Genomic DNA, 23,151 nt, shown 5'->3' on the forward strand with positions numbered 1-23,151 from the left:
TTATATAAATAATTTACTTAATTAATATCATTTATTTATCCATATTATAAAAGTGTTGTAAAGTAAATTATTTAATCAAAAAAAAGATTAAAAAAAATAATCCTCTAAAATTTTAGAGGATTTTTAAATATTTTTTTAAAAGGTCATTGAACTAGCTATGGATTCAACGATATCCCTTTGATTGCCCATTACGCCAAATGTGATTCCGCTGTTTTCACAATATGCAAAGTATGCCTGGGAATTGATTGTTGCCAAGGTCCATCCTCCATATGTGTCTATGATGCTTCCGCCATTACTTGTAATTATATTTAGGTATGAATTTTTTGAAAAGGTAGAATCTTCAGTTATCTGATATGTGTTTCCATCATATGTCACCTCAAATACTGCAGCGTTTCCCTCATCCTTTATTAATTCAATTGTGGCGGATTCCGGAAGCACTACATGAAAGTGTCCGCAGTCATATTCAACCATATCTTCGTCAATTTCACCGCTTTTGCCGCTGTCTGCATTATCCGGAACACATCCAGGAACTCTTTTCAATGATCCTGCAATCTGTTTTGCAATGGACAGGTCATTTGATGAAACAGTATATACTGGATTTGAATTGCATATCAACACATATGCTTCATTAGTGGAAGATGCGGATGCTTTGTTTAGGATTATCCAGTTTCCATATGATCCTGTATTTAAATAACCGCCATAGTTCATATAGAATCCAACATTACTTTGATAGGTATCTGAATGTTCACTTATATGAACATATTGTCCGTTTGAATATCTAACTATACATGAACCTGTATTAACTACAAAAGCATCTTCACATTTAGCATCTTTTGGAACTTCAACAGTAAATCCGTATGACTTGTGGGTAATCATGCTGGAAGATCTGATGACAATCTTGTTTGCTGCATTCAATCCGTTGTATGAAGCTGTAATGATGTATGTTCCAGGCTGAAGGTTAATATTCAATCTGGCTATTCCATCTGCATCAGTTACTCGATCATAGAATACTCCATTGATGTTTAATTTGATACTTTGGCCTGCATAAGGTTTTCCCTGACCGTCAAGCAGTTTTGCCTCATATTTTGTGCCATCCTTATATTCCATGTTCACATCCTTACCGGTTAATACATTCAGGACCTTGATAGTGTTTGATGCCCTTAGACCATTGTATTCGGCAGTGATGATGTATGTTCCAGGCTGAAGGTTAATGTTCATTTTTACATATCCGTCATCGTTTGAGTTTCTTGTATAGAATACTCCGTTGATGTTGAACACTACACTTTGGCCTGCCTTTACAGGTTTACCGTCTGCACCCAATAGCCTTAGTGAATATGCGGATGCATTCCTATAGTATTTTGTCAAATCATAGTTTTCCGTAAATAGACTATTTACGGTGACAACGTTAGTATACCGCTCGCCTGATGAAGGGTTTGTTGCAGTAATCACATACTTTTTAGGGTTCAAATTGATGTTCATCTTTGCGCTACCCTGATCGTTTGTTGTCCTTTCGTAGAATACTCCGTTGATGTTAAATTTGACATTTGTGTTTTTCAAAAGATTGCCCTGAGTGTCAACGAAAGTCGCATAATACTGGGTATCGTTTTTATACATTTTAGTAATGTCATTTCCGCTGACTGTTGATTTGACAGTTACTTTGGACTGTACTTTTACTCCATCACATTCAACAGTTACCGGATAATTACCACTGTTCAAATTAATTCCCATGCTGGTCTTTCCGCTACTGTCTGTGGTTTTTGTATATGTCTGACCGTTTATATTAATGCTAACCTGTTTATTTGCAAGAGAATTTCCTGCACTGTCAGTGACCTTTACATTAAACCTTTCAGATCCTCCATAATACTTGGTAATGTCCGGTGCATCAATTATAAGTTTCTTTTCTTCTAAAGTTACTTTAGCAGATGCCTGTGAAGACTTATAGTTTGTGCTTCCTGCATATGTAGCTTTAACGTCATATGTTTTATAGTCTAGGTCTTTGACAGTTACTGCAGCCTTTCCGTTGCTTATGGTTGCAGTGTAGTCCTTGTTGTTTATGTTGAATACAACTGAACCTGCTGCAGCAGACGGAGTGACGCTTGCTGTTAATGTAGCTGTCCTGTCAGCTGACTGTGAAGCGGTTAATTTTAAAGAAGTACTTAACTTATTGACTGTAATCTTGGATGTGGTTGAAACTTCTTTATATGAAATGACTGCATTATATGTGCCGCTGTTTAGGTTTATGGCAAGTGAAGTCTTACCTGATGAATCAGTAGTTTTTGTATAATTTCCCTTATTGATGTTGATTAGCACATTTGCATTAGCTATTGGCTTGCTGTTTTCAGTCAGTGTAATTTGAAGGCTTTCAGATCCGCCATAGTTTTTAGTAACATCTGGTGCATCTATTTTAATGGATAGCGGAATTACTACAACATTGTTTCCTTCAATTGCAATATCATTGTGGAGTTTAGTCTTATTGTTTTCAAAGACATCATATTTGATGGTACCGTCATTACCAAACCAGTAAAGTGCACCTCCTATATCTGTAGCAGTGTTTTTGGCAAAATTGGAACTGACCAGACTGCCGTCATCTCCACCCCAGTTTATTGCTCCACCATTTGCTGCATTATTTTCTGTGAATGTTGACTTTTCAACAGTTGCTTTATTACCGCTTACCTTTATTGCTCCACCATTAAGTGCACTGTTTTTATCAAATTGACAGTTTATTATTTTATCATTTATTCCATCAATATCTATTGCACCACCATTCAATGATACGGTGTTGTTTATGAATTTGGAATCTTCTACAGTCACATCATCCCCATATAATCTGATAGCACCACTGTCAAATGCCTTATTGTTTTTAAATTCTGATTTGGATATTTTACCGTTGTTTCCACTCCAGTAAACTGCACCTGCACTACTTAATCCTGCTGCTATGCAGTTTGTAAATGTTGAATCGCTTAGTTGCCCATTATTTCCAGCCCAATTAATGGAACCGCCATTTCCATCACCATAACTGTTTTTAAAATCACAGTTAGCTATGGAACTGTCATCACTGTTCATTATCACATCAGCAGCACCATATTTCCCATAGTTATCTAAAAATATAGAATCTTTGACAGTAACATTGGTATTTTCTGCATTTATTGCACCATAATTTCCAGTATTGTTTTTAAATGTACAGTTTTCTATGACATCTGCACCATCATTGTCCAGATAGATTGCAGCTCCGAGATATGGAACTTCATTGTTTTCAAAATATGAATTTATAACTTCAATTCCTTCTTCACTGACTGAATAAATTGCACCTCCATGATTGCTTCCGGTTGATTTGGTTACACGATTGTTTGTGAATATGGAATTGATTACACTTGCAGCACCATATGAATCCATTTTTATAGCACCTCCTCTGTATTCTGCATAATTGTCATTAAAAATACAGTCAGGTATTCTCAAATTACAGTAGTTAATACTTATTGCTCCACCTTCAAGTGCATAGCACTCTTCAAAGCTGCTTTCAGATACTATGCTATCAAATCCTGTGTGGACAATAGCTCCTCCAAGGTTAGCATAGTCATGAAGGAATGTGCATGCAGTCAAAAGTCCATCATCGCCTGACCAGTAGATTGCTCCACCAGCATTGTTTGCATAATTCCTCTCGAAATTACATGAATCAACAGTAACACCTTCAGCATCTACTGAAAGAGCACCACCGTCACCTTCATCAAGAGCATAATTTTTGTAGAAATCTGATGCTGTAATGGATAAACATTCACCATCTATCAATATTGCTCCACCGTAACCGTACTCTTCAGTTGCATTGTTACGGTTGAATGTACAGTGGTCCACTTCACCGTTTGTTCCATTCCAGTATATTGCTCCTCCTGCAAGAGCAGCATTATATTCAAGAGTACTCTCCACAATGCTGCCTGAGTCTCCATTCCAGAGTATTGCTCCGCCCTTGTCATCTTCACAATATCCATTAATCAATGTTAAACCTTTCAGATTGACATTTGATGCTTCGATATCAAATATTCTTGATAATCCTTTTCCATCAATCGTATAGTCATTACCGTTTATTGTCAAAGCCTTGCTGATTTGGATTCCTGAAGTGTCAAATCCATCGTTATATGTATAATCCTTATCTAGGTTAATAGTGCTTCCCTGACCGGCACTATTGATCTTGTTTTGAAGTTCACTGAATGTTCCTGCACCGGCACTTATTGCACCATCATCAGTTGCATTTAGAGATATTACATCGGAATCAACATCGCTGGCTGATACGCAACCTATTGATATGACGAACAATAATAAACAGACCATTAATATTTTCTTCATAATATCACCTTATCCCGTTTCGTATTCTGTTGTGTTTCCTGAGAATTTGCATCCCGTAATCGTTGAGTCTGATTTGTACTGGCCGCTCATTACATTAGGCATTTGAGAAGATCCTTTTATAGTTAAGGTGTTTCCATCAATTGAAAATGTGGCTCCGGTAACAGTATATGTTTTATTGTCCACCTTAAAATCAACTGAATGAGTTCCGGAATTAAATTCATCTTTCAAAGCCTTTTTGGCAGTATCGTTTAGAGAGGATATGTCAATGCTTACAGAGTATGTAATGTTGGCATCCACTTTTGATCCTGCAGCAGGGCTTGCTGAGCCATCTTCCCTGTTGATGGTAAGCTTGTTTCCGGCCTGCTGGACAAAGCTTTCATCAACAGTGTATGATGAATCAGTTATATTTCCAAGTTTCACTGTTGTCTTTTGAGCTTCAGCTTTTGCGTTGTCATTAGAATCAAACCAGCCCGCGCTGGCCATATTCAAACAGCTGATTATCGCCAAAGCAACAATGAATATTGCTAATATCTTTTTGATATTCATATTATCACCGTTTTGCTTTTAAAAAAAGAGTTTTTTATATAATAGGGGATGGTAATCTGTGGTACATATGTGTGGGGTTTGCTTGGATTAGGATATCTTATTTTTGGCAAATGCTTTTTTAATACTTCTTTTTCCAAATAATAACTATGAATGGTGTTCATAATGCCCCCACATATACTATCATTTTTGTTGATTGTGATATAAAAGTCAAGTAAAGCATTTTATTTATGCAAGACTCTTTTATTATTTTTTCAAAAGCAGGTCACGGATTTCTTCAGACAGCCTGTTTTCAAACTGCCTTCTGTCAGGGCATATATTTTGATAAAATTCGTATTCGAAGGCTATTATTTTAGGCTCTATTTTAACGTAAAGTCCGTCACCTAAAATATCACTTATCAGCAAAAATCCTCTTTTAATTAATGGAGCATAGATTCTAATCAAATGAACATCCGAGAGAATATAATCCAATATAATTCGTATAGATATGATGTCTACAAGTTCGACTTTAGGATAGTTTAGTTTTTTAAGTTCGTTAACTAATAGGCGCAATGTTATTTTTAAATCTGGTGAGGGGTTTGAGCTCAGCAAAAAAGTTAAATAGGAATCAATGATTTTCAACACTTCCTTCATATAAAAGGGAGGTCAAAACGCAATCTGATTCCATCAAAGGCATTATTATTCTATTCTTGTATTCATCAAATATTTCTTCGCCTGTCATGACTATGGATATGTCAGTGACTATATAAATTGAAAGTCCAAGAGAGCATTTGACAACAAATCAGAACCTGAAAAAGAAAAACCTGTTTGTCGGCTGGTTGCTTTTGGAGCTCTGATATGAATCATAGTCTCTTTTTTCCTGCTCAAGCTGAACTTGATAGTCGGCCAGAGCCTCATCAAGCGCTCCGTAGAATGTGGAGGATGATGAATTCTGCAAAGGAGTTTTGGATATCATATCCGTAATCTCTGAATTGACATATGTGTCATTAAAGCACACAAGAAATATCTTGTCTGCTGTGGCAAAGTAAACTGTCGTGTATGGAGAGGATTTGTATTCATTGTGTATCACAACAGCGTCGTGGCCTGCAATGCTTGTCTGCTCATATGACTTTGCGCCTTCCATGTCAGATCCGTAGTTGAATCTCAGGTTCTTGTATGAGTCCAGTGCAAGAATACGGAACTTGAAGCCGCTTTGATATACATATGATGTATCCTTTTGGGTTCCGTGGTCAAACTGGTCAGGTATTTCAAAGTTTATTCCCTTGATTGTAACGTTTCCAGCACTTGATGCAGGAATAAAAATAAGAAGAACAAATAATATTACAATAATCCTTTTCATGATAATCACCTCAGATGATGAACATTCCGGCTGAAAGAGCCATTACAATAATGCCTATGAAATCCCATATCAGATGGGCTATGTATGTAACAGTTATGTTTTTTGTCCTTAAATAAAGCAGCGGAAATGTTACTGAAGGAATGCCTATTGCAAGAAGTATGTATGGGATGTTGAATGAGTATGCATGGGCATGGCTTAAGGAAAATACAAGCTGTGAAAGTATTATTCCGATAATTAATGATACCCTGCGCCCGATTCTTCTGTATAGAAATATCATGGGAAGCACAAGCAGTATGAACTTGTATAGTTCCTCGCCCACAAGCTGTATGATGACAGCTATTATCATTATCACAGGAGATGAGTCAAGGGGTGAATGTCTAGGTATCGGAATCGCCAATTCCTTAAGAACGGCATTTGACATGATTGACAATATGAAAAAAATTATCAGGAATATTAAGATATATAATATGTCTTTTCTTTCAGGCATTCTGAATATTTCAGACATATTTCCATTCAATGCATAATATACTGTAGATGTAGGTACTATTAAAAAGAGTATTGCCTTTAAAAGTTGGGTTGTGTCTAAAAATGAAATGGCAAATGTTAAAACTGCCGATATAATCAGTGCCGCCAGCTGTCCTGATGTGAGTTTTGGGTTTTGCCTGTAGAAGGGAATGTCATAGTCCTTATTTTCTAACTGGAAATATTCGTTGTTCATTAGTTAGTAATATGAAAATCAAATAAAAAAAAGTTTATGGTGAAGCTATTCTTCACCGTCTTCGCTATTTTCTTCAGTTTCATCGTCTTCAACAGCAATGCTTGTTCTAGGGCTGTTGTTTTCTACAAATTCAATTTCCTCATCGCTGCAGTACTGCTTGATTTCAGACAATACCTTTACTGGCTCATCCTCACTGCTGGCGCATGAAATGAAGTATATTACAGGAATAACGTCATTTGCAGCAACGACTTTGATTGTTTCACAGTCGTCGACAATGATTTTTTGGGTATTGTAGAGTTCAATGTCAGCTATTATCTCTTCGGTTGTGCTGACAGCCTTGATTTGTGAGTTTTCGTATTCTTCGCTTAATGATGAAATGATTTCGTCGTCTGATTGTTTGCTGTTGTTAATGTCAAGGTTGTTGAGTTTTTCTTTGAATAATCTTGCGTTGTGTAGTTTTTCCTGGATTTCTGCTAATTGCTGTTCCAATTTTTTTTCATCTTCAACCAAAGAATCGATGAAAGCTTCGGATCCGTTTGTGTAGTTTTCATAAATTTCCAGAACTTCGCGTGGGCTCAATATGGAGCTGCTTTTGAAGAATGCTTTTGTGCGAGGTTTTACGCGAATGCTAAACGGTTTCAATTTAGCCTTTTTGGATTTGAGTTCATCCTTGATTTCATCTTTGAATGGTATGAATTCACGTCCGATTTTGTGAAGTGATTCAAGGCGTTCCTTAAACATGTTTTCAAATTCCTCACTTGAAAGTTCGTTAGGGAATTTCAATTCAAATTCGCCAGGCTTGTATGATCCTCCGAATTTTTCGTTTCCAAATCTGAATTCTTTTGTATCTTTATCATCCATATGTAACTCTCCTAAAAGTTTACAATTTTCAAATTTGTGTACACAATTAATAATATAATTTCATAGTATATAAAGGTTTGTATTCATAACTGAAAAAAGTATACACTAAAGAAAAAAATGTAATGCTAAAATAAAAAAAGTATGCCTTAGTAAAAAAAGCAATTCAAAAATAAAAAAAGTATACAGCTAGTAAAGCTGCATTTCGTTTTCAAGAGCCTTTGCTTCCTGACGGTTTTTCTCATGCTCCTCAGCAGGAGACAAATCAAGCGGCCTTGTATAGAAAAGCTCCAAATCATTTACGACTTCACAGATTGACATATGAAGAAGCTCCTTTAGTGCAAGGGATTTCTGGATATCGGTCAAATCCTCCTGTGAATATACGCTGTCATGGTCCTTTTTATAGTCATCACGGATTTTTGCCTCATCCAATGAGACTTCCAAATCCTTTTTATCATACTTTTCATCACTTAAAACCAAAAAGTTGATGAGTGAATCCTTTTCTTCGGTGAAATCCTTATCCGGATTAGCAATGACGTTTCTAAAGTACATGTTTACTGACTGGAAAATGTCTCTTGATCCTCTTCCCTCAAGAAGATCTGATGAAATGATGTCGAAACCTGAGGATATGTAGTATTTGCCGTCCTCGGATTTGGTGCTGAATGTGAGCTCTATTTCCTCATCCCCAATAATCTGAATGAGAACAATGTCCTCTCCCTTTTCAAAGGTTTTGGCATTGAACTGTGAATCCTTTATCTTATAATCGCAAAAACCGGATTTAAGGGTCTTTTCAACCTCCTCAATCATGTCCGGTGATATTTCTGTAAAATTATCATCTAGCATAAAAACAATCTCTCCTTTGATAATATTATATAATCATTGACTAATGAACTTTTTCCTTTGGGTTTCGATGAATCTGTCGACTTCGATTTTGATTTCATCCAATGTTATTGCAGGCCTGTATTCGATAAGTGAATTAAGTGCAATCAGAACCCCAATCGCCTCGCCCACATATATATTGCTAAAGCTGATTGACTGGTAGGATATCCTGAAGTTGCCGTTTGCATGATTTTCTATAATGAAATTTGGATTTAGAAAGTTCACGTTCAGGTTTGAAATAAGCTCTGCACCTTCATTTAAATCCTCAAAGGTCAAATCCCCTTTATATCCGTCCAGAAAATCAAAGTGAATGTCATAGTCTGAGTCTTTAAAATACCTGTCGACGATGAGATATGCAACGAAAACCTCCATGTCTGATATCTGATATCTGATGCCGTTCAATACAAATTCCATTATAATCACTTTACAATAATGTCTGATGAGTGAGCGTCATTGTATGTATCATCACCCTTGTAATAGGATTTGATTTCATGAGACCCGTCGCTGAGAGTCAGGTTGATGCTGGCAGTACCATTGCCGTCCGTTTTCAATTTATACGTATTGTTTCCAAACTCGACGACGATGAACTTGTCCTTAAGCGGATTGTTGCCTGCATCCTTAAGCGCAACCCTATACTGATTTGATGAATCCAGATTTGAATCCGAAAGCATCACCAGCGTGGTGTCTGTTTTAGAATTGTGGTTTGATATGGCATATCCTGCGACAACTGCCAGAACAATGATTATCCCAGCTATTGCAATCCATTTTAAAGGAAAAGACCTTGGCTTTTGATTGTCCTTTGTGTAGCTGCCGCATTTAGGGCAGAAAAGAGAATCGTCAGCTATTGACTCACCACAATTACTGCATTTTCTTGACATATTTAATTAATATATATTTTAAGATAAAAAAGATTTTGGAACTGAAAAGTTACCAAATCCTTATATGCATATTGCCTCAATGTTGAATCATGATATACAGATGTTTGATATGTGGTCATATCCACAATGAGGAGTCAACAGGAACCCTTCTGGTGAATCTGGAGAAGTGTCCGGTATGCGGGCAGAAGATAGAAAACTTCGTTGAGGCCGCAAAAAGCGAAAGGCCTGAAAGCACAGATGACCTTGCATATCCCATGGAATATGCAAAGTCCGACAAAAACGTAAGGGCAATGGATCTTATTCATGAAATGGCGATGAGTGCAAAAAGCGTGATATCTGCAATGGGAACTGATTTGAATATGCCCGGCTGGGACGATATTCTTATTATGGGATGCCAGCTTAATCCCCAGCCTCTTGAGGGAGATGTCGATGTCAATACAAGAACCGTCATAGGAAAGAGTGCAAAAAAGCCGCTGGTTATTGAAACACCGATATATGTAACTCACATGTCCTTTGGAGCCCTTTCAAGGGAAATGAAGATTGCCCTTTCAAAGGCATCTTCTGTTGTAAAGACTGCCCAATGCAGCGGAGAGGGAGGAATCCTTGCTGAAGAAAAGGAAAACGCATACAGATACATATTTGAATATGTGCCGAACAGATACAGCTTAAGCGATGAGAATCTGAAGTCATGCGATGCAATTGAAATCAAAATAGGCCAGTCAACAAAGCCCGGCCTTGGAGGACAGCTTGAAGGAGTAAAGGTAACAGAAGAGATTGCAGGAATTAGAAATATTCCCGAAGGCAGGGACATCCATTCGCCTGCAACAATTCCCGGAATCAGCACAAAGGAGGATTTAAAGAATCTAGTTGATGAGCTGCGATTAAAATCTAAAGGAAGACCGATTGGACTGAAGCTTGCTGCCGGAAGAATAGAGGATGACCTTGAGCATGCAGTATATTCGGGCGCCGATTTTGTAACCCTTGACGGACGGGGAGGCTCAACCGGAGCAAGCCCTAAAATCATAAGGGATGCAACATCAGTTCCGACAGTCTATGCCCTTTCAAGAGCCAGAAGGTTTCTTGACTATAACGGATCTGACATGAGCCTGATAATTACCGGAGGACTTAGAATATCATCCGACTTTGCAAAGGCACTTGCCATGGGAGCTGATGCGGTTGCAATAGGAACTGCGGCACTTATGGCCGGCGCATGTCAGCAGTATAGAATATGTCAAAGCGGGCAGTGCCCTTTAGGCGTTGCAACGCAGGATGCGAATCTCAGAAAAAGACTTGATATTGAAAAAGCGGCAAAAAGGGTTGAAAACTTTTTGAATGTATCGACACAAGAGCTTAAGACCTTTGCAAGAATCACCGGACACAGGGATGTCCATGACCTGAATGTAAGTGACCTGAAAACACTAAATTCTGAAATTTCAGATTTCACAAATGTTGAACATGTCTGATAGCTGGTTTAATTAAATCCGGCCTTCATTATTTTAAATGTTTTGATAAAAAATAGAAGAAATATAAAAGAAAAATTAATTTAAAATTAATTATGATTGGAAAATATAGTTTTTCAAATCACTGATGCATATAGATTTCCATATATTTTTTGACTTTTTGAGGATTGCTTATCGATTCAGCGAATCCTGAAATGAGAACAATGCTAATTGCCTCAATGAAATCATTGTCTGTGAATCTGGATTCTATTTCCATATCCAGAGGCTCGTATTTCGGAGGGCTTGATATGTATGAATATTGCCTTTTGATTTCATCCCTTAAATCATCATCGATATATTCCTCAAGAATGTCTTTAATGTCATATGCGAAGGTGTTTGCAACAATAAGCGCATAGTCAATGTCATCCTTTGAATACTTGCCTGAAATCTCATCCAGCTTGTAGTTGAATGATGAATAGTCCTGATAGCCGTAAAGTGCAAATCTTCCCTCAACGGTATGTGCACAGAACTCATCCAAAAGATAGTTCAGGTCATTGTCCTCCAGAAGAATCTTCACGAAACTGGAAATCAGAGGAGTGTCGTTAGTTTCAAGCATCTTCATCAGTACCTCCTTAAGGATTCTCTCAAGCAGGCAATGTGAAAGCTCATGGATGATTGATGTTATAATCAGCGCATCCGGAAGCCTGTCGTCAATTTTTATTTTATCAAATGAATATAATCCAAGAAGCCTTCCGACGGACTTGTATTCAGTCTCGGCAAATGACTTTGAAAGAAGCAATACCCTGTCCTTTGCATCCATGGCGCCGATGTCAAGATTATACTCCTTTATCATACTTAAAAGATTGTACCTGTAGTCTGTTTTGATGGAGTCTATAATCTTCTTATAGTCAATAGGATTGAAGTATGAAGATACTATCTCTTCGATTGTATCATCGCTGAAAAGGACTTTTGGATTATTCAGATTTGAATTGTACTTATCTTGTCTGGGATAATCAATTTTGATGTCTTTGACTTTAACCGAAGGCTCCAGTGAAAGACTTTGGGAGTGAAAAACGCAGTCTTCGGCCTTATGAATGAATTTTTCAGATTCTTTAGATAAATCATCCAATTCTCTAAAGGATGGAGATTTGTCAAAAAATATTAATTCTTCAACAACCTGGGGATTTCTTTCATATTCACTGAATTCCACCTCATTTTCCCTGCTTGAGAGAAATGCATTGAAGTATGGAATCAGCTTATTGTATATTGTGATGAGATAGTCCAAATCGCTGTTGATGAGAAAATCGTTAAGCTCATCATATGAGTAGGATTTGGACAGTATTGAATAGGAGTCCTCATCAATTTCAAACCCGCCAAGATATTCATGGCCCAATATGTTTAGCAGCTTTTCTCTTACAAAAACTAAATCAGAGTACTGCTTGAAGCGTGGAATGAGTGAGAGCATGACTCTTGAATTCCTGCAGTCAAAGCGGTACTCCATGATGAGAGCTTCCTGGGTATCATCAAAGCTTTTGCTAATGATGTCAATCCATGGATATTCAGCCCAGTTTCCATTGCCGCATGAAGCCTTCGCGGTGAAATCCTCATTGTTCATATAAGAAAAAATCTCAACAGGAAGCTTTTCGCTAAAGTCAAGTGCGAAAGTGCTTTTGAAAAAATCCTTTCTTTTTTGTGAAGGATAGTTATCCAGAACATCTTTAAAGTAATCACTAATCAGCATATGTTACACTATATACAAAATTAACTTAATATTTTTATCTGAAATCTTCACCTGTTTGTTTTGCCTCATAATCTTCAAGCATTTTCATTGCATCACCGCTTTCTATCAAAGCGATTGCACCTTCAATATCGCTTTTTATATCACGAAGCTGATTGAGCTCAAATTCCCATTCGCTTTTTTCAGCAGAACGGATCCTTTCCCACCGATTTGCATCGCATTCGATTTCAAGATTCAGTTCTTTGATATATTCATCAGCAGCGAAATACGCTTCCTGAATATCTTTTCTAAGTTCTATTAAACGTTCATACTTTTCAATCAATGCGTCAATCTTTGCAACAACAAACCTGAAATGCTGATAGTCATAGTCCAGCTTTAATCCACGCTGTTCGATCAACAATAATATCAGGTCTTCTCTGGCTAATTTTTTATAATATGCTATTTCTTTTTCCATGTGAATATTTATTATATAAACTTATACTAATAGTTTGTATTTTATTTTGAGTTCAGATTAAAAAATGGAATTTGTTAAGGATTTGCTATAAGTTTGTTATTCGTGCCAATGATGTTAAAAAATGATTTAAAAGTAGCATAATATTAATATAAAATTCATTTGGGATAATGCGGTTGATTAAATGGGCTAAAATCATATTATGGGTTGATTAAAACTTTGTTAGTTGTGTGTTTGGAGTTCATCAAAAGTATGCTATGGCTTTGTTAAGAATATGTCATGAGTATGCTATGAGTTTGTTTCGAGTGTGTCAAGACTTCATCAATACTATGCTACAAGTTTGTTACAGGTGTGTCAAGAGTTCATCAAGAGTATGTTACAAGTTTGTTACGGGTGTGTCACGAGTGTGTTACGAGTATGCTACGAGTTTGTTACGGGTGTGTCACGAGTGTGTTACGAGTATGCTACGAGTTTGTTACGGGTGTGTTATGACTGCCTAATTTGTGAATAAAGATAAAATCCCAGATTGCATAGAGTGCATATGATTAATCATTTTAAAAAAAGATTGTGTTGTTAATCATCATCCAGGGCTTCAAGGCATATCTGGATGTTCTTTCTAATAGAGGGATCATCGGGCGCAAGACATTGAGCTTCCAAAAAGCAGTCAAGGGCATCCTCAAAATTGCCCTCCTGAGCGAATTCAACACCACAGTTGTTGAGAGTGACGGGTTGATTTTCAATTTCTTTTGCATTGGCTGCAATGCTTGCAGCCATCATTGGAAAAAAGCTAATGGTATCATTCCCTTTTATATAGTAATAAGCATTATTTTAGCTCTTCAGCAATTTCCATTCCCAAATCCGTCAGATGATAGTTTCTGTTTTTCCTGTCCTGTTCATTGGTACATACAACTACATCTTTTTCTTTTAATTCTCTCAATACCTTAGAGACATGATTGGGAAGGATATCTGAATCATAAGCTATTTGGGTTGGAATCATATCCCTTTTAGATAAGGATTTTACAACTTTCTTTCGATAAGTTGAAGTAATTACATAAGCATATATCTTTAAAGTTTCGTCATTCATCATTCAATATATTTATCATACAAATTAATAAATTTTTCTTGCACATGATTGCCTTTTGAACCACCCCATCCTATAGAGGATGGGGATTCCTGAATTATTTTCACTTAATAAGGTTAATTTAAGTATTTTATCAGGCCATCCCCGTTGAACCAGCGGTTTAGAATATTAATTGCTGCGTTTGTGTCCCTATCAAGTATTTTTCCGCATTTTGGACATTTCCAGTTGCGTGTTTTGACTTTTAACTCTTTGTTTATGTGTCCGCAGTGGTGGCATGTTCTGCTTGTGTTGTGTGGTTTTACGAATTGTACGCCGTCTGCTTCGGGTTTGTAGAGTTGGAATTTGTCTTTTAATCTTTTTATGAATCGCGATAGAGGAAATATCATGTTTTCCTCCCCTCCAATTAAAATCTTGATAGTAGAGTAGTTTTCTTCAAAGACTATTATATCATATTTTTTGACTAGATTGTAAGTTAATTTTTCAATGTAGTCATTTAATTGGTTTGTTCTTTTGTTGTACCATTTTTGTAGTCTTTTTTGTAGTTTTTTCCATCGCCTGCTCATGTTTCTGCATTGTGACATTAATTTGTTGATGTGTTTGATCATTTGGTTTTCATGATCAACATCAAAAAATTCCTTCTGCATTTCGCTTGTGACTAACCATCCATTTTTATTAGAATTAATATCACATCCAATGTATTTTTCAGTTAATTCTAGATGTTCTGGCGGATTAGTTTCTATGTTGAATGATGCATAGTGATTTAATCCATCAAAGTATACTGTTATGCTGTTGAATTTAGTGTATGGGTGGTTTAGTAAATCCAGATATTCTATGCTTGTGCTGAATGTTACTTTCCCATGTTTTCTTAATGTTAATGTGTTTTTTTCTACCGGTCTTTTATCTTTTCGCACAGTTTGTCTGAAGCTAGGTCGTGTTTTCTTTTTAGAATGATAAACTGGAGGATTATGCCTTTTGCTTTTATGACAATTTTTAAAACTTTTATGCAAATCATCACGTGCCTGCTGAAGACTGGTGGACTCTGTTTCCTTCAGGTATGGTAATTCTTTTTTAGTTTCTTTTAAGAATTGATTTAATTCTTTTTGAGTTGGAATTTCAGTTGAATCCTCACCATGTTTGGCTTTGTATTTGTTTAAAAGTTCATTATATGTTTTACGAGTACAACCATAGTTCTTTTTAAATTCTACTTCTTGTTCGGGAGTTACATGAAGTTTAACAACCAATCCTCGAATAAAATCACCCATAAATCCACGTCCTCTTCTCAGTTTACATTTATTGATTATTCTATAATCTAAAAAAAAGAAACTAAAAGAAAATTTTTTTTATCTTTTTGACTCTTTTTTTAAACCTACAATTAATATTGCACAACATATCCTTTGTAAATTAGTTATATATAAAAAAAGAGCAAGAGCATTTGGAAAGTAATCGTGCGACAAGCTAGGGTCTATTTCCCATTTAAATCAGTGAAATCTTATTTCAATCCCAGTTATGACGGGATTTTCCCCATTGAAACTCATAATCGAGTAATTGATTATGAGGTTGCATGATATTATGCATAAATAAGTATAAAGCATTCATTGTACTTATGTGCTAGGGAAAGAGTGAAAAAGGTTAACGTAAGTGAACAATTGTAAGCTTCGTAAATCAAGCCAATAGGTAGAATGCAACGTTAAACTTAATTTAACTACTATTGAATAGCAAATTCATAGAAATAATCAATGATTACGTGATTATTTAGTCATAACCTTACAGTAATTTGCCGGAGTATAGATTGAACCTTAATTCATTCGCTTCTGAAGTAGATCAACTTGGTAAGCCTCACAAGATCTCACAACTATCTGTGAGTAAGCGGATTGTAAATGAAGCCTAATTCCTTGGGAGGTAATGGATATCAGAGAAAGCAAAAGCCATTAACAGTCGAAAGACAATAGGAAATAGTGGGAATAATAACTATAATGGATACCACACCTTCGTGTGTGGCATGGATAACATGGCAGACTTCTGATTGGTGGAAAACGTGAATATAAAACGGAAAATAAGTAATTTATTCAAAGGATTAGTGATAAGATGAGATACGCTCAAAACAATGATGTTTATGAGTCCACAGCACAATACGCTACGGATTGGTCTTGTATCAATTGGTACAAGGTCGAGAAGTATATAGATAAGTTACAGAAACGGATATATCATGCCGAAAGCATAGGAGATTCAAGAAAAGTACGAGATTTACAAAGAATATTGGTGAGAAGTACATCTGCCATTTTAATGGCAGTTAAACGTGTTACACAAATTAATAAAGGTAAAAGAACACCTGGAATCGATGGAAAAGTCATCAAAACTGATAAACAACGTGGAGAATTAGTTGATAAACTCAAAACTAGGAATATATCTAAACATGTTCCTAAACCTGCGTATAGACATTATATTCGTAAGAAAAATGGTAAATTACGCCCTTTGGGAATTCCTACTGTTATTGATAGGGTTTATCAAGAAATTATTCGCATGGCATTGGAACCTCAAATGGAGGTCAATTTTGAACCCATCAGTTATGGGTTTAGGCCGAAAAGAGGAGTCCATGACGCCGTAGAACGAATATTTAACATTATCCACAACAATAAATTTTGTGAAGTATTTGAAGGTGATTTTAAAGATTGCTTCAATAATTTATCTCACGAGTTTATTTTAAGTAAAATTAGAGGTTTTCCATTGATTAAACTGGTAGAAAGGTACTTAAAAGCAGGATACGTTGATAATGGTGTGTTTAATAGGACCACGAGTGGTACTCCTCAAGGAGGATTACTTTCACCTTTACTGGCAAATATTGCTTTAACTGGACTTGAAGACTATTTAAACATCTCTTACAAGAAGAGAACTCAAATACGAAATGGTGAAACCAAAGAATTTTATGAAACTAAAGGAAAATATCGTGTTACTCGATATGCCGATGATTTCGTTATTTTCGCAAGAACTAAAGAAGACATCGAAAAAGTACCTAAAATTCTTGAAAACTACCTTTCCGAGAGAGGATTGGTACTTGCAGAAGATAAAACTAAAATTACACACATTTCTGAAGGATTTGATTTTCTAGGATTCAATTTCAGACAATATAAAACTAATAAAGGTTTAAAATGTTTGATTAAACCATCAAAAGATAGTATCAAAAATTTTAAAGCTAAAGTGTCTGAAAGAGTCAGATGGCATCACGGAGACAACGTGGACAGTCTGATAGACTCTTTAAACCCTTTAATAATTGGCACTGCCAATTATTGGAAACCTACTGTTGCTAAAAAGATATTTTCTGATATGGATTACTATATATGGAACAAAATATATAAGTTTTTGCGCCGTTTGCACCAAAATAAAGGTTGGAAATGGATTAAAAGAAAATATTTCCCAGAATACGATGATGGATATCATCGTGGAAAATGGGTACTAACTGGTCCTAAACAAGAGAATCATTTAATTAAAATGAGTTGGACTAAGATTAAGCGACATAAAATGATAACACACAATAATTCACCATATGACAAAAGTAAAGAGAACTACTTCATGAATCGATGAAATATCATGACTGAACTTTCGGATAAAGTTCTGCTTGAGCCGTATGTTTGGAAACGGACACGTACGGTTCTTAAGAGGGTGCGGACGAGCAATCGTCCAATCCTATCTAACAAATAACGTACTCAGAACAATTTTTCACACTCAAAACAATATTACAATCAACATAAAAAAAATGTATACTGAAAAAAAATAACATCCATAAAAACACAAAATAAAGAAATAAAAATGATAAAAGTTATTAAAAAAAGATAGTACACACAACAGTGCAATTCATCCACGACCTAAAGAGGTCATGGTATTCTTGCATTATAAAGATAAAAACATGCTATTTGATTTTTGCATCTAAATATGATAATAAAACATTAAAAATAAGTAAAAAATAAAAAAATTGCTGAGAACAATAATTTGAAATTATTGTTCCTCATTTAAAGGCATTTGGTTCGATGCCATGTATATTAATACAGTCTTCTTCCGTCACTGGTATATCCTGGCGTGTCAAGGGATATGTATCCGTTATCCTGAATATGCCAGCGCATGCCCGGACCATATTTGCGATAGATATAATTGCTCACTTCCTGATAACTGTACATTGGAGTGCCGTCGCTTTTATATGCATAAGCCTTTTTCTGCGGTTCCGGCTGCACGGTTTCAGTGTTAACAGACTCGACTGCCACATTGCTGGATGTATTGGATGCGTTATTGGTCTGGTTTTCGACCGGCTTAGGGGTTTCATTAACCTTTAAAAAAACCACAGTAGCACAGACAATGGCTATTGCAATAACGATAATTGCACCAATTATTATAATTTGCTTGTTTTCCATTTAACTACTCCCATTATTTTCTTCTTGAAATATATACTAATTTATATTATAAATATGATATAAAAATTGTGTTTAAATAAACATAAATTTTAAATTTGATTATTTTTATACCATACTCTGATACTTTTCAACTAATTCCGGACTTTGGGTATATTCATACATCGGGACTCCGTCTTGTGCCGCTCTTTCTCTTGCCACATATATTTTTTGCATTTCTTCCGGCATGCCTGATTGAGATTCTTTATTGGCTGATTGAGATGATTTTTCTGATGCTTTATTATTGCTGCCTGATTCTTGTACTGTCTCATTACTGACGGATTCAACAATTACAGTAGTATTGTTTGTAGTATTATTCACGACAGGTTTTTCGTTTTTTGCTCCCTGCAATCCAATAGTTAATCCTACTACTACACATACCAATACAACAATTGTAAATATTAATAGAATATATTTTGTATCCATTTTATTCCTCCACATATTTTTTTAATAAATCGTCAACATAACAAAATGACTGGGGAGCCCTGAAATTATCCAAATTCTGGTTTAATTGATATCAACAAATTTATTTTTCATCAACTTTTTAAATTATCTTCAAAAAGCTTTTCAACATCACCAATTCTTGAATATGTATCAGTAAGCATATCCAAAATTTCAATATTATCACTGTTTAGGATAATATCAGCCAAAAAGTCCAGTACAGGCTTTTCATAACCTTTGTTAAACAGGCCAATCATAATTGTATCCAACTTATGGAGGATAATGTAAAATGCATCATAGTCATAATTGTATATCTCTTCAAGATAATCAACCATTAATTTTGACAGCTTCAAAACCAAATCGAAGTGATTGGATTTGATTAAAAAAGGAATATCCTCTTCAGTGAATCTGATGATATTGACAGGCTTTGAAAAGGAATTTTTAAGCTTTTCAATATAAAAATTCTCATCAATATCCAAATCAGCAAATATCCTAAAGCGGTTTAGGAGGCCATTGTCATTTTCAAACTCTTCAATTAGAAAGTTCTGCAAGTCATTCAGTGAGACATTGTAAACCAAATCCCTGATATTATTGTCTTTTGAAAAAATTTCCGGATGATTGTCCATATAATATAAAACGGCAGCCAGATGCTTGCAGTTATCCTCATAAGGACAGCTGCAATACATGGAAGTGATATTATCATCCTTGAGCGAAATTCTCACATCATATGATGCCCGGCCCGTGACATTAGCTTCAACGGCATTTTTGGATGCGTTTAAAATTTCAACTGCATTCATCTGATAGTAATCATAACCTCTTTCAAGTATTATGTTTTTGAAATATAACTCCCAATCCATTTAAATCACCTTTTTTTGATTTTTCCATTAGATAAATGGCTTTGTTGATTTCACCTGGTGCTTATGTTAATACATATATCCCCAATAGCTCTCACCGGTATTCGGGTCATACATTCTCTTATATGAATGTCCGTCTTCACCTTTTTTGGTAGGCTGTGAGTGAGTGTATGCCCAGCTGTCGCCGCTTTGCTGAGACTGGTCCCATCTTTTAACATAATCTTCTGAGTTGTATGCGGGATTACTTCCTGATTGGGATGATGAGGATTTCTGGGCCGAAGAAGAGGACTGCTGGGCAGAATCTTCTGTAGCATTTGATGAAGTCACATTTGTAACATTCAAAACCACTGTAGTAGTGTTATTGACAGCAGCATCGTTATTTTTATTCACATTATTCAGTGATAGGGCAGCAAAAATTCCCAAAGCTATTACGATGACTGCTATAACTATAACTAAAACAAGTTTCCTATCCATATTATCAGCCTAAATACTCCTGGGAGATATAATTTCCTGATTCATCATAACGGGTTACCATGGCAGTATTTGAATCATAGTCAATATATTTTTCACCAAATATTCCAATGTTTAAAAGTTCTATACCTGAATTTCCATAAATGTCCATTATATTTTTTATATAGTTATCATGCTGTGGACTCCATACCCAATCAGTATGGGAAAATTCATAATTAATAGGACCTTTAATTGTATAATACAATGGATTTTGAATTACAATTAGCCTTTTTGATATCTTCAGTCCGTTGAATTCAGCGGTGATTATATATTCTCCGGGATTTAAATTGATGTTTAAACGGGCAACTCCACCTTCAGATGTGTATCTGTCATAGAAAACACCGTTGATATTGAAAGTAACCTTCGCACCGTCATGAATCGGATTTCCATAACCGTCAAGAGCCACTACACGAAATGCCCCTTCACGATAAATCATCTTATGCTGATAAGGGTCATATGGTATATTTTCATGGTATTCGCTGTACTCATATAATGTAGAAATTACTGTGACAGTATTTGAAGTTCTGTATCCGTTATATTCGGCAGTTATGATATATGTTCCAGGATTCAGATTAATATTAAGCTTGACATGACCGGTATTGTCAGTGTAGCGCGTATAGAAAACACCATTTATGTTGAATGTCACCGCTTCACCGGAACTTGCTGAATTGCCGTTGGAATTCAGAATCCTTGCACGATACTGGGAATCATTCTTATAAAACTTTGTCAAATCATGGTTGTCTACAATATTCGGCAGAATGTCTATTGATGAAATTTTATACTCACCGGTTGCAGGATTTGAAGCCTTTATCTCATAATGGCCGGGCATCAGATTAATGTTCATCCTTACAAAACCGTCATTGTTGGTAACTCTTGAATATAAAACACCATTAACCTCCAGATTAACTCTCTGGTTAACTAATGGTTCTCCAAAATTATCATACATTGTTGCTTCGTAGGCTTCAGGACCCAGGACAATTTTCGTAACGTCAAAAGCATCAATTGAGGGAACATAACCTGTAGGTTCGCCAATCACTTCACTTGTCTCATTTGTTATTTCGCCTGCACTGACTGCATTGATTGAAAAAACAGCAATGCAAAACAGTATTAAAATCAGTTTCTTGTTCATAATATTATATTGTGTTTAAATTATATATTAAATTTGATATTTAGACATGTATCTTTCAAGTTTTTGAGGATTGTTTAAAGACTCGCTGATGCCTGAAGTCAAAAGAATGCCGATTGCTTCAACAAAATAATCACCATCCAATCGGGATTCAATTTCCAACTCCAACTGTTCATATTGGGGCTGTTCCTTTAACTTTAAGAATTCCTCCTTTATGTCTTCTCTTAAATCCTCATCAATGAAATCTTCCATGATGTTTTTAATGTCTTGTGCAAAGGTATTTGCAAGGATTAATGTATATTCAATATCTTCATTTGAATAAAGATCAGCTATCTGGCCGAGTTTATAATTAAATGAGGAGTAATCCTGAAATCCGTAGAGTGCAAATCTTCCCTCAACACTATGGGCACAGTATTCATCCAAAAGATAGTTCAGGTCATTGTCCTCCAGAAGTATTTTTACATAAGCTGATATTAATGGAGTGTCGTTTGAACTGATTATTTTCATCATTATTTCCTTTAGTATTTTTTCTAAAAGAAAATGGGACAGCTCATGTATGATTGATGTGATAATTAATGGGGAAGGAAGTCTGTCATCTATTCTTATCATGTTGAAAGAGTATGATCCGAGAAGTCTTCCGACTGATTTATATTCTGTATCTGTAAATGATTTTGCATAAATCAAAACTTTATCTCTTGTTTTTAGTTTGTTAAAATTTAAATCATATTCATTTAAAATGTTGTTTAAGTTATATTTTGAGTTATTTATGATTTTAAAGAGGATTTCTTTATAATCGGTAATTGAAACATTGCATTTTATAATTTTTTCTATGTTTTTGTCTGTAAAAAATTCTTTGGGATTTGTTATGTCATTGGGATAACTGATTTCTTTTATGTAATTAATGTGAATATCTCTGATTTCTTTTTTGGATGTGTGAGTTTGACTTTTTGCTGATTCTTCTTTTATTGATGAATTAAGTAAACTGGACAGTTTCATGTAGACTGGAATGATAAAATCCAAATCGCTTTTCAGTTCAATATCATTTATTTGATTATAACTATAATTTTTAGATATTATTTTGTTGGAACTGTTATTTTTATCAATGCAAAAATCATTTAAATTAGTGTCATTTAGCGAATCTGTTAAAAAATTTTTAAGTGAGACATATTCATTCATATCTTTCAGTCTTAAAATAACAGATAATGATAAAATGGATTTTTCAGTATCAAAATTATACTGAAGAATTAGTGCTTCCTGTGAAGAATCAAAAGAATTATGGATAATGGTAATCCATGGAGTGTTTGGCCATGAATTAACACCGCAAGCTCCTTTTACTGTGAAATTATCATTTAAAAATTTCATAATTTCTTTAGGCAAATCATTTCTGATTTTATTAACTAAATCATTGTTTTTAAAAGGTTTAGTCTTTTCTTTTTCAAAATTATCCAGAATTTCTTTAAAATAAATATCCAACATAGCTATTTAAATATTTGAATTGAGGAGTTAATAAAAGTATTTAGAA

The 23,151-nt window shown here is 35.3% G+C and carries 22 protein-coding genes; 2 read left to right on the top strand and 20 right to left on the bottom strand.

Annotated features, from left to right (window positions below; all coding sequences use genetic code 11):
* Window positions 1–135: 135 nt before the first annotated feature.
* The 9 genes from SM9_RS05665 to SM9_RS05705 form a co-directional block, all read right to left on the bottom strand.
* Complete coding sequence (locus SM9_RS05665; RefSeq protein ID WP_058739214.1) at window positions 136–4,338, bottom strand: Ig-like domain repeat protein; 4,203 nt, start codon at window positions 4,336–4,338, stop codon at window positions 136–138.
* Window positions 4,339–4,347: 9 nt separating this feature from the next.
* On the bottom strand, window positions 4,348–4,884 hold the full coding sequence (locus SM9_RS05670) for a hypothetical protein (RefSeq protein ID WP_058739215.1): 537 nt from the start codon (window positions 4,882–4,884) through the stop codon (window positions 4,348–4,350).
* A gap of 243 nt (window positions 4,885–5,127) precedes the next feature.
* Window positions 5,128–5,472, bottom strand: coding sequence for a hypothetical protein (locus tag SM9_RS05675; protein WP_198144326.1), 345 nt, complete (start codon window positions 5,470–5,472; stop codon window positions 5,128–5,130).
* Window positions 5,473–5,662: 190 nt separating this feature from the next.
* Window positions 5,663–6,220, bottom strand: coding sequence for a hypothetical protein (locus SM9_RS05680; protein WP_058739217.1), 558 nt, complete (start codon window positions 6,218–6,220; stop codon window positions 5,663–5,665).
* Window positions 6,221–6,230: 10 nt separating this feature from the next.
* The gene (locus SM9_RS05685; protein WP_058739218.1) at window positions 6,231–6,938 is read right to left on the bottom strand and encodes a CPBP family intramembrane glutamic endopeptidase; all 708 of its coding nucleotides are present in this window, start codon (window positions 6,936–6,938) and stop codon (window positions 6,231–6,233) included.
* Window positions 6,939–6,983: 45 nt separating this feature from the next.
* Window positions 6,984–7,799: a hypothetical protein gene (locus tag SM9_RS05690; RefSeq protein WP_058739219.1), complete on the bottom strand. Its 816-nt coding sequence runs from the start codon at window positions 7,797–7,799 to the stop codon at window positions 6,984–6,986.
* 186 nt (window positions 7,800–7,985) lie between these two features.
* Window positions 7,986–8,639 (bottom strand): hypothetical protein, encoded by a 654-nt coding sequence (locus SM9_RS05695; protein ID WP_058739220.1) that lies wholly within the window; start codon window positions 8,637–8,639, stop codon window positions 7,986–7,988.
* A 33-nt stretch (window positions 8,640–8,672) separates the two neighbouring features.
* Window positions 8,673–9,089 carry a hypothetical protein gene (locus SM9_RS05700; RefSeq protein ID WP_058739221.1) on the bottom strand — a complete coding sequence of 139 codons (417 nt, stop codon included), beginning with the start codon at window positions 9,087–9,089 and terminating at the stop codon, window positions 8,673–8,675.
* Window positions 9,090–9,094: 5 nt separating this feature from the next.
* Window positions 9,095–9,553, bottom strand: coding sequence for a zinc-ribbon domain-containing protein (locus SM9_RS05705; protein ID WP_058739222.1), 459 nt, complete (start codon window positions 9,551–9,553; stop codon window positions 9,095–9,097).
* A gap of 89 nt (window positions 9,554–9,642) precedes the next feature.
* Here SM9_RS05705 and SM9_RS05710 point away from each other — a divergent pair, with 89 nt between their 5' ends.
* Window positions 9,643–11,016, top strand: coding sequence for a glutamate synthase-related protein (locus SM9_RS05710; protein WP_083495847.1), 1,374 nt, complete (start codon window positions 9,643–9,645; stop codon window positions 11,014–11,016).
* 118 nt (window positions 11,017–11,134) lie between these two features.
* On the opposite strand, the gene SM9_RS05715 is transcribed toward SM9_RS05710, so the two are convergent.
* The 5 genes from SM9_RS05715 to SM9_RS05735 form a co-directional block, all read right to left on the bottom strand.
* Window positions 11,135–12,733, bottom strand: a complete 1,599-nt coding sequence (locus SM9_RS05715; RefSeq protein WP_058739224.1) for an MrcB family domain-containing protein — start codon at window positions 12,731–12,733, stop codon at window positions 11,135–11,137.
* 34 nt (window positions 12,734–12,767) lie between these two features.
* Entirely contained in the window at window positions 12,768–13,184 is a 417-nt protein-coding gene (locus SM9_RS05720) for a hypothetical protein (RefSeq protein WP_058739225.1), read from the bottom strand.
* 570 nt (window positions 13,185–13,754) lie between these two features.
* A complete protein-coding gene (locus SM9_RS05725) occupies window positions 13,755–13,958 on the bottom strand; it encodes a tetratricopeptide repeat protein (protein ID WP_058739226.1) in 204 nt (67 codons plus the stop codon).
* A 46-nt stretch (window positions 13,959–14,004) separates the two neighbouring features.
* On the bottom strand, window positions 14,005–14,265 hold the full coding sequence (locus SM9_RS05730; protein ID WP_232299092.1) for a helix-turn-helix domain-containing protein: 261 nt from the start codon (window positions 14,263–14,265) through the stop codon (window positions 14,005–14,007).
* A 113-nt stretch (window positions 14,266–14,378) separates the two neighbouring features.
* Complete coding sequence (locus SM9_RS05735) at window positions 14,379–15,524, bottom strand: RNA-guided endonuclease InsQ/TnpB family protein (protein ID WP_058739228.1); 1,146 nt, start codon at window positions 15,522–15,524, stop codon at window positions 14,379–14,381.
* An 823-nt stretch (window positions 15,525–16,347) separates the two neighbouring features.
* Here SM9_RS05735 and ltrA point away from each other — a divergent pair.
* Window positions 16,348–17,841, top strand: coding sequence for a group II intron reverse transcriptase/maturase (gene ltrA / locus SM9_RS05740; protein WP_058738564.1), 1,494 nt, complete (start codon window positions 16,348–16,350; stop codon window positions 17,839–17,841).
* 455 nt (window positions 17,842–18,296) lie between these two features.
* On the opposite strand, the gene SM9_RS05745 is transcribed toward ltrA, so the two are convergent.
* The 6 genes from SM9_RS05745 to SM9_RS05770 all read right to left on the bottom strand — a co-directional run bounded on the left by SM9_RS05745 (window position 18,297) and on the right by SM9_RS05770 (window position 23,105).
* Complete coding sequence (locus SM9_RS05745) at window positions 18,297–18,662, bottom strand: hypothetical protein (protein ID WP_058739229.1); 366 nt, start codon at window positions 18,660–18,662, stop codon at window positions 18,297–18,299.
* Between the two features lie 105 nt (window positions 18,663–18,767).
* Window positions 18,768–19,124 (bottom strand): PsbP-related protein, encoded by a 357-nt coding sequence (locus tag SM9_RS05750; protein ID WP_058739230.1) that lies wholly within the window; start codon window positions 19,122–19,124, stop codon window positions 18,768–18,770.
* Between the two features lie 110 nt (window positions 19,125–19,234).
* Window positions 19,235–19,996 (bottom strand): SWIM zinc finger family protein, encoded by a 762-nt coding sequence (locus SM9_RS05755; protein WP_058739231.1) that lies wholly within the window; start codon window positions 19,994–19,996, stop codon window positions 19,235–19,237.
* A gap of 66 nt (window positions 19,997–20,062) precedes the next feature.
* A complete protein-coding gene (locus SM9_RS05760; RefSeq protein ID WP_058739232.1) occupies window positions 20,063–20,467 on the bottom strand; it encodes a hypothetical protein in 405 nt (134 codons plus the stop codon).
* Between the two features lie 4 nt (window positions 20,468–20,471).
* Entirely contained in the window at window positions 20,472–21,632 is a 1,161-nt protein-coding gene (locus SM9_RS05765; RefSeq protein WP_058739233.1) for a carboxypeptidase-like regulatory domain-containing protein, read from the bottom strand.
* Window positions 21,633–21,659: 27 nt separating this feature from the next.
* Window positions 21,660–23,105, bottom strand: a complete 1,446-nt coding sequence (locus SM9_RS05770; protein WP_058739234.1) for an MrcB family domain-containing protein — start codon at window positions 23,103–23,105, stop codon at window positions 21,660–21,662.
* Window positions 23,106–23,151: the final 46 nt, after the last annotated feature.

This window comes from Methanobrevibacter millerae (assembly GCF_001477655.1).
GTDB lineage: Archaea > Methanobacteriota > Methanobacteria > Methanobacteriales > Methanobacteriaceae > Methanocatella > Methanocatella millerae_A.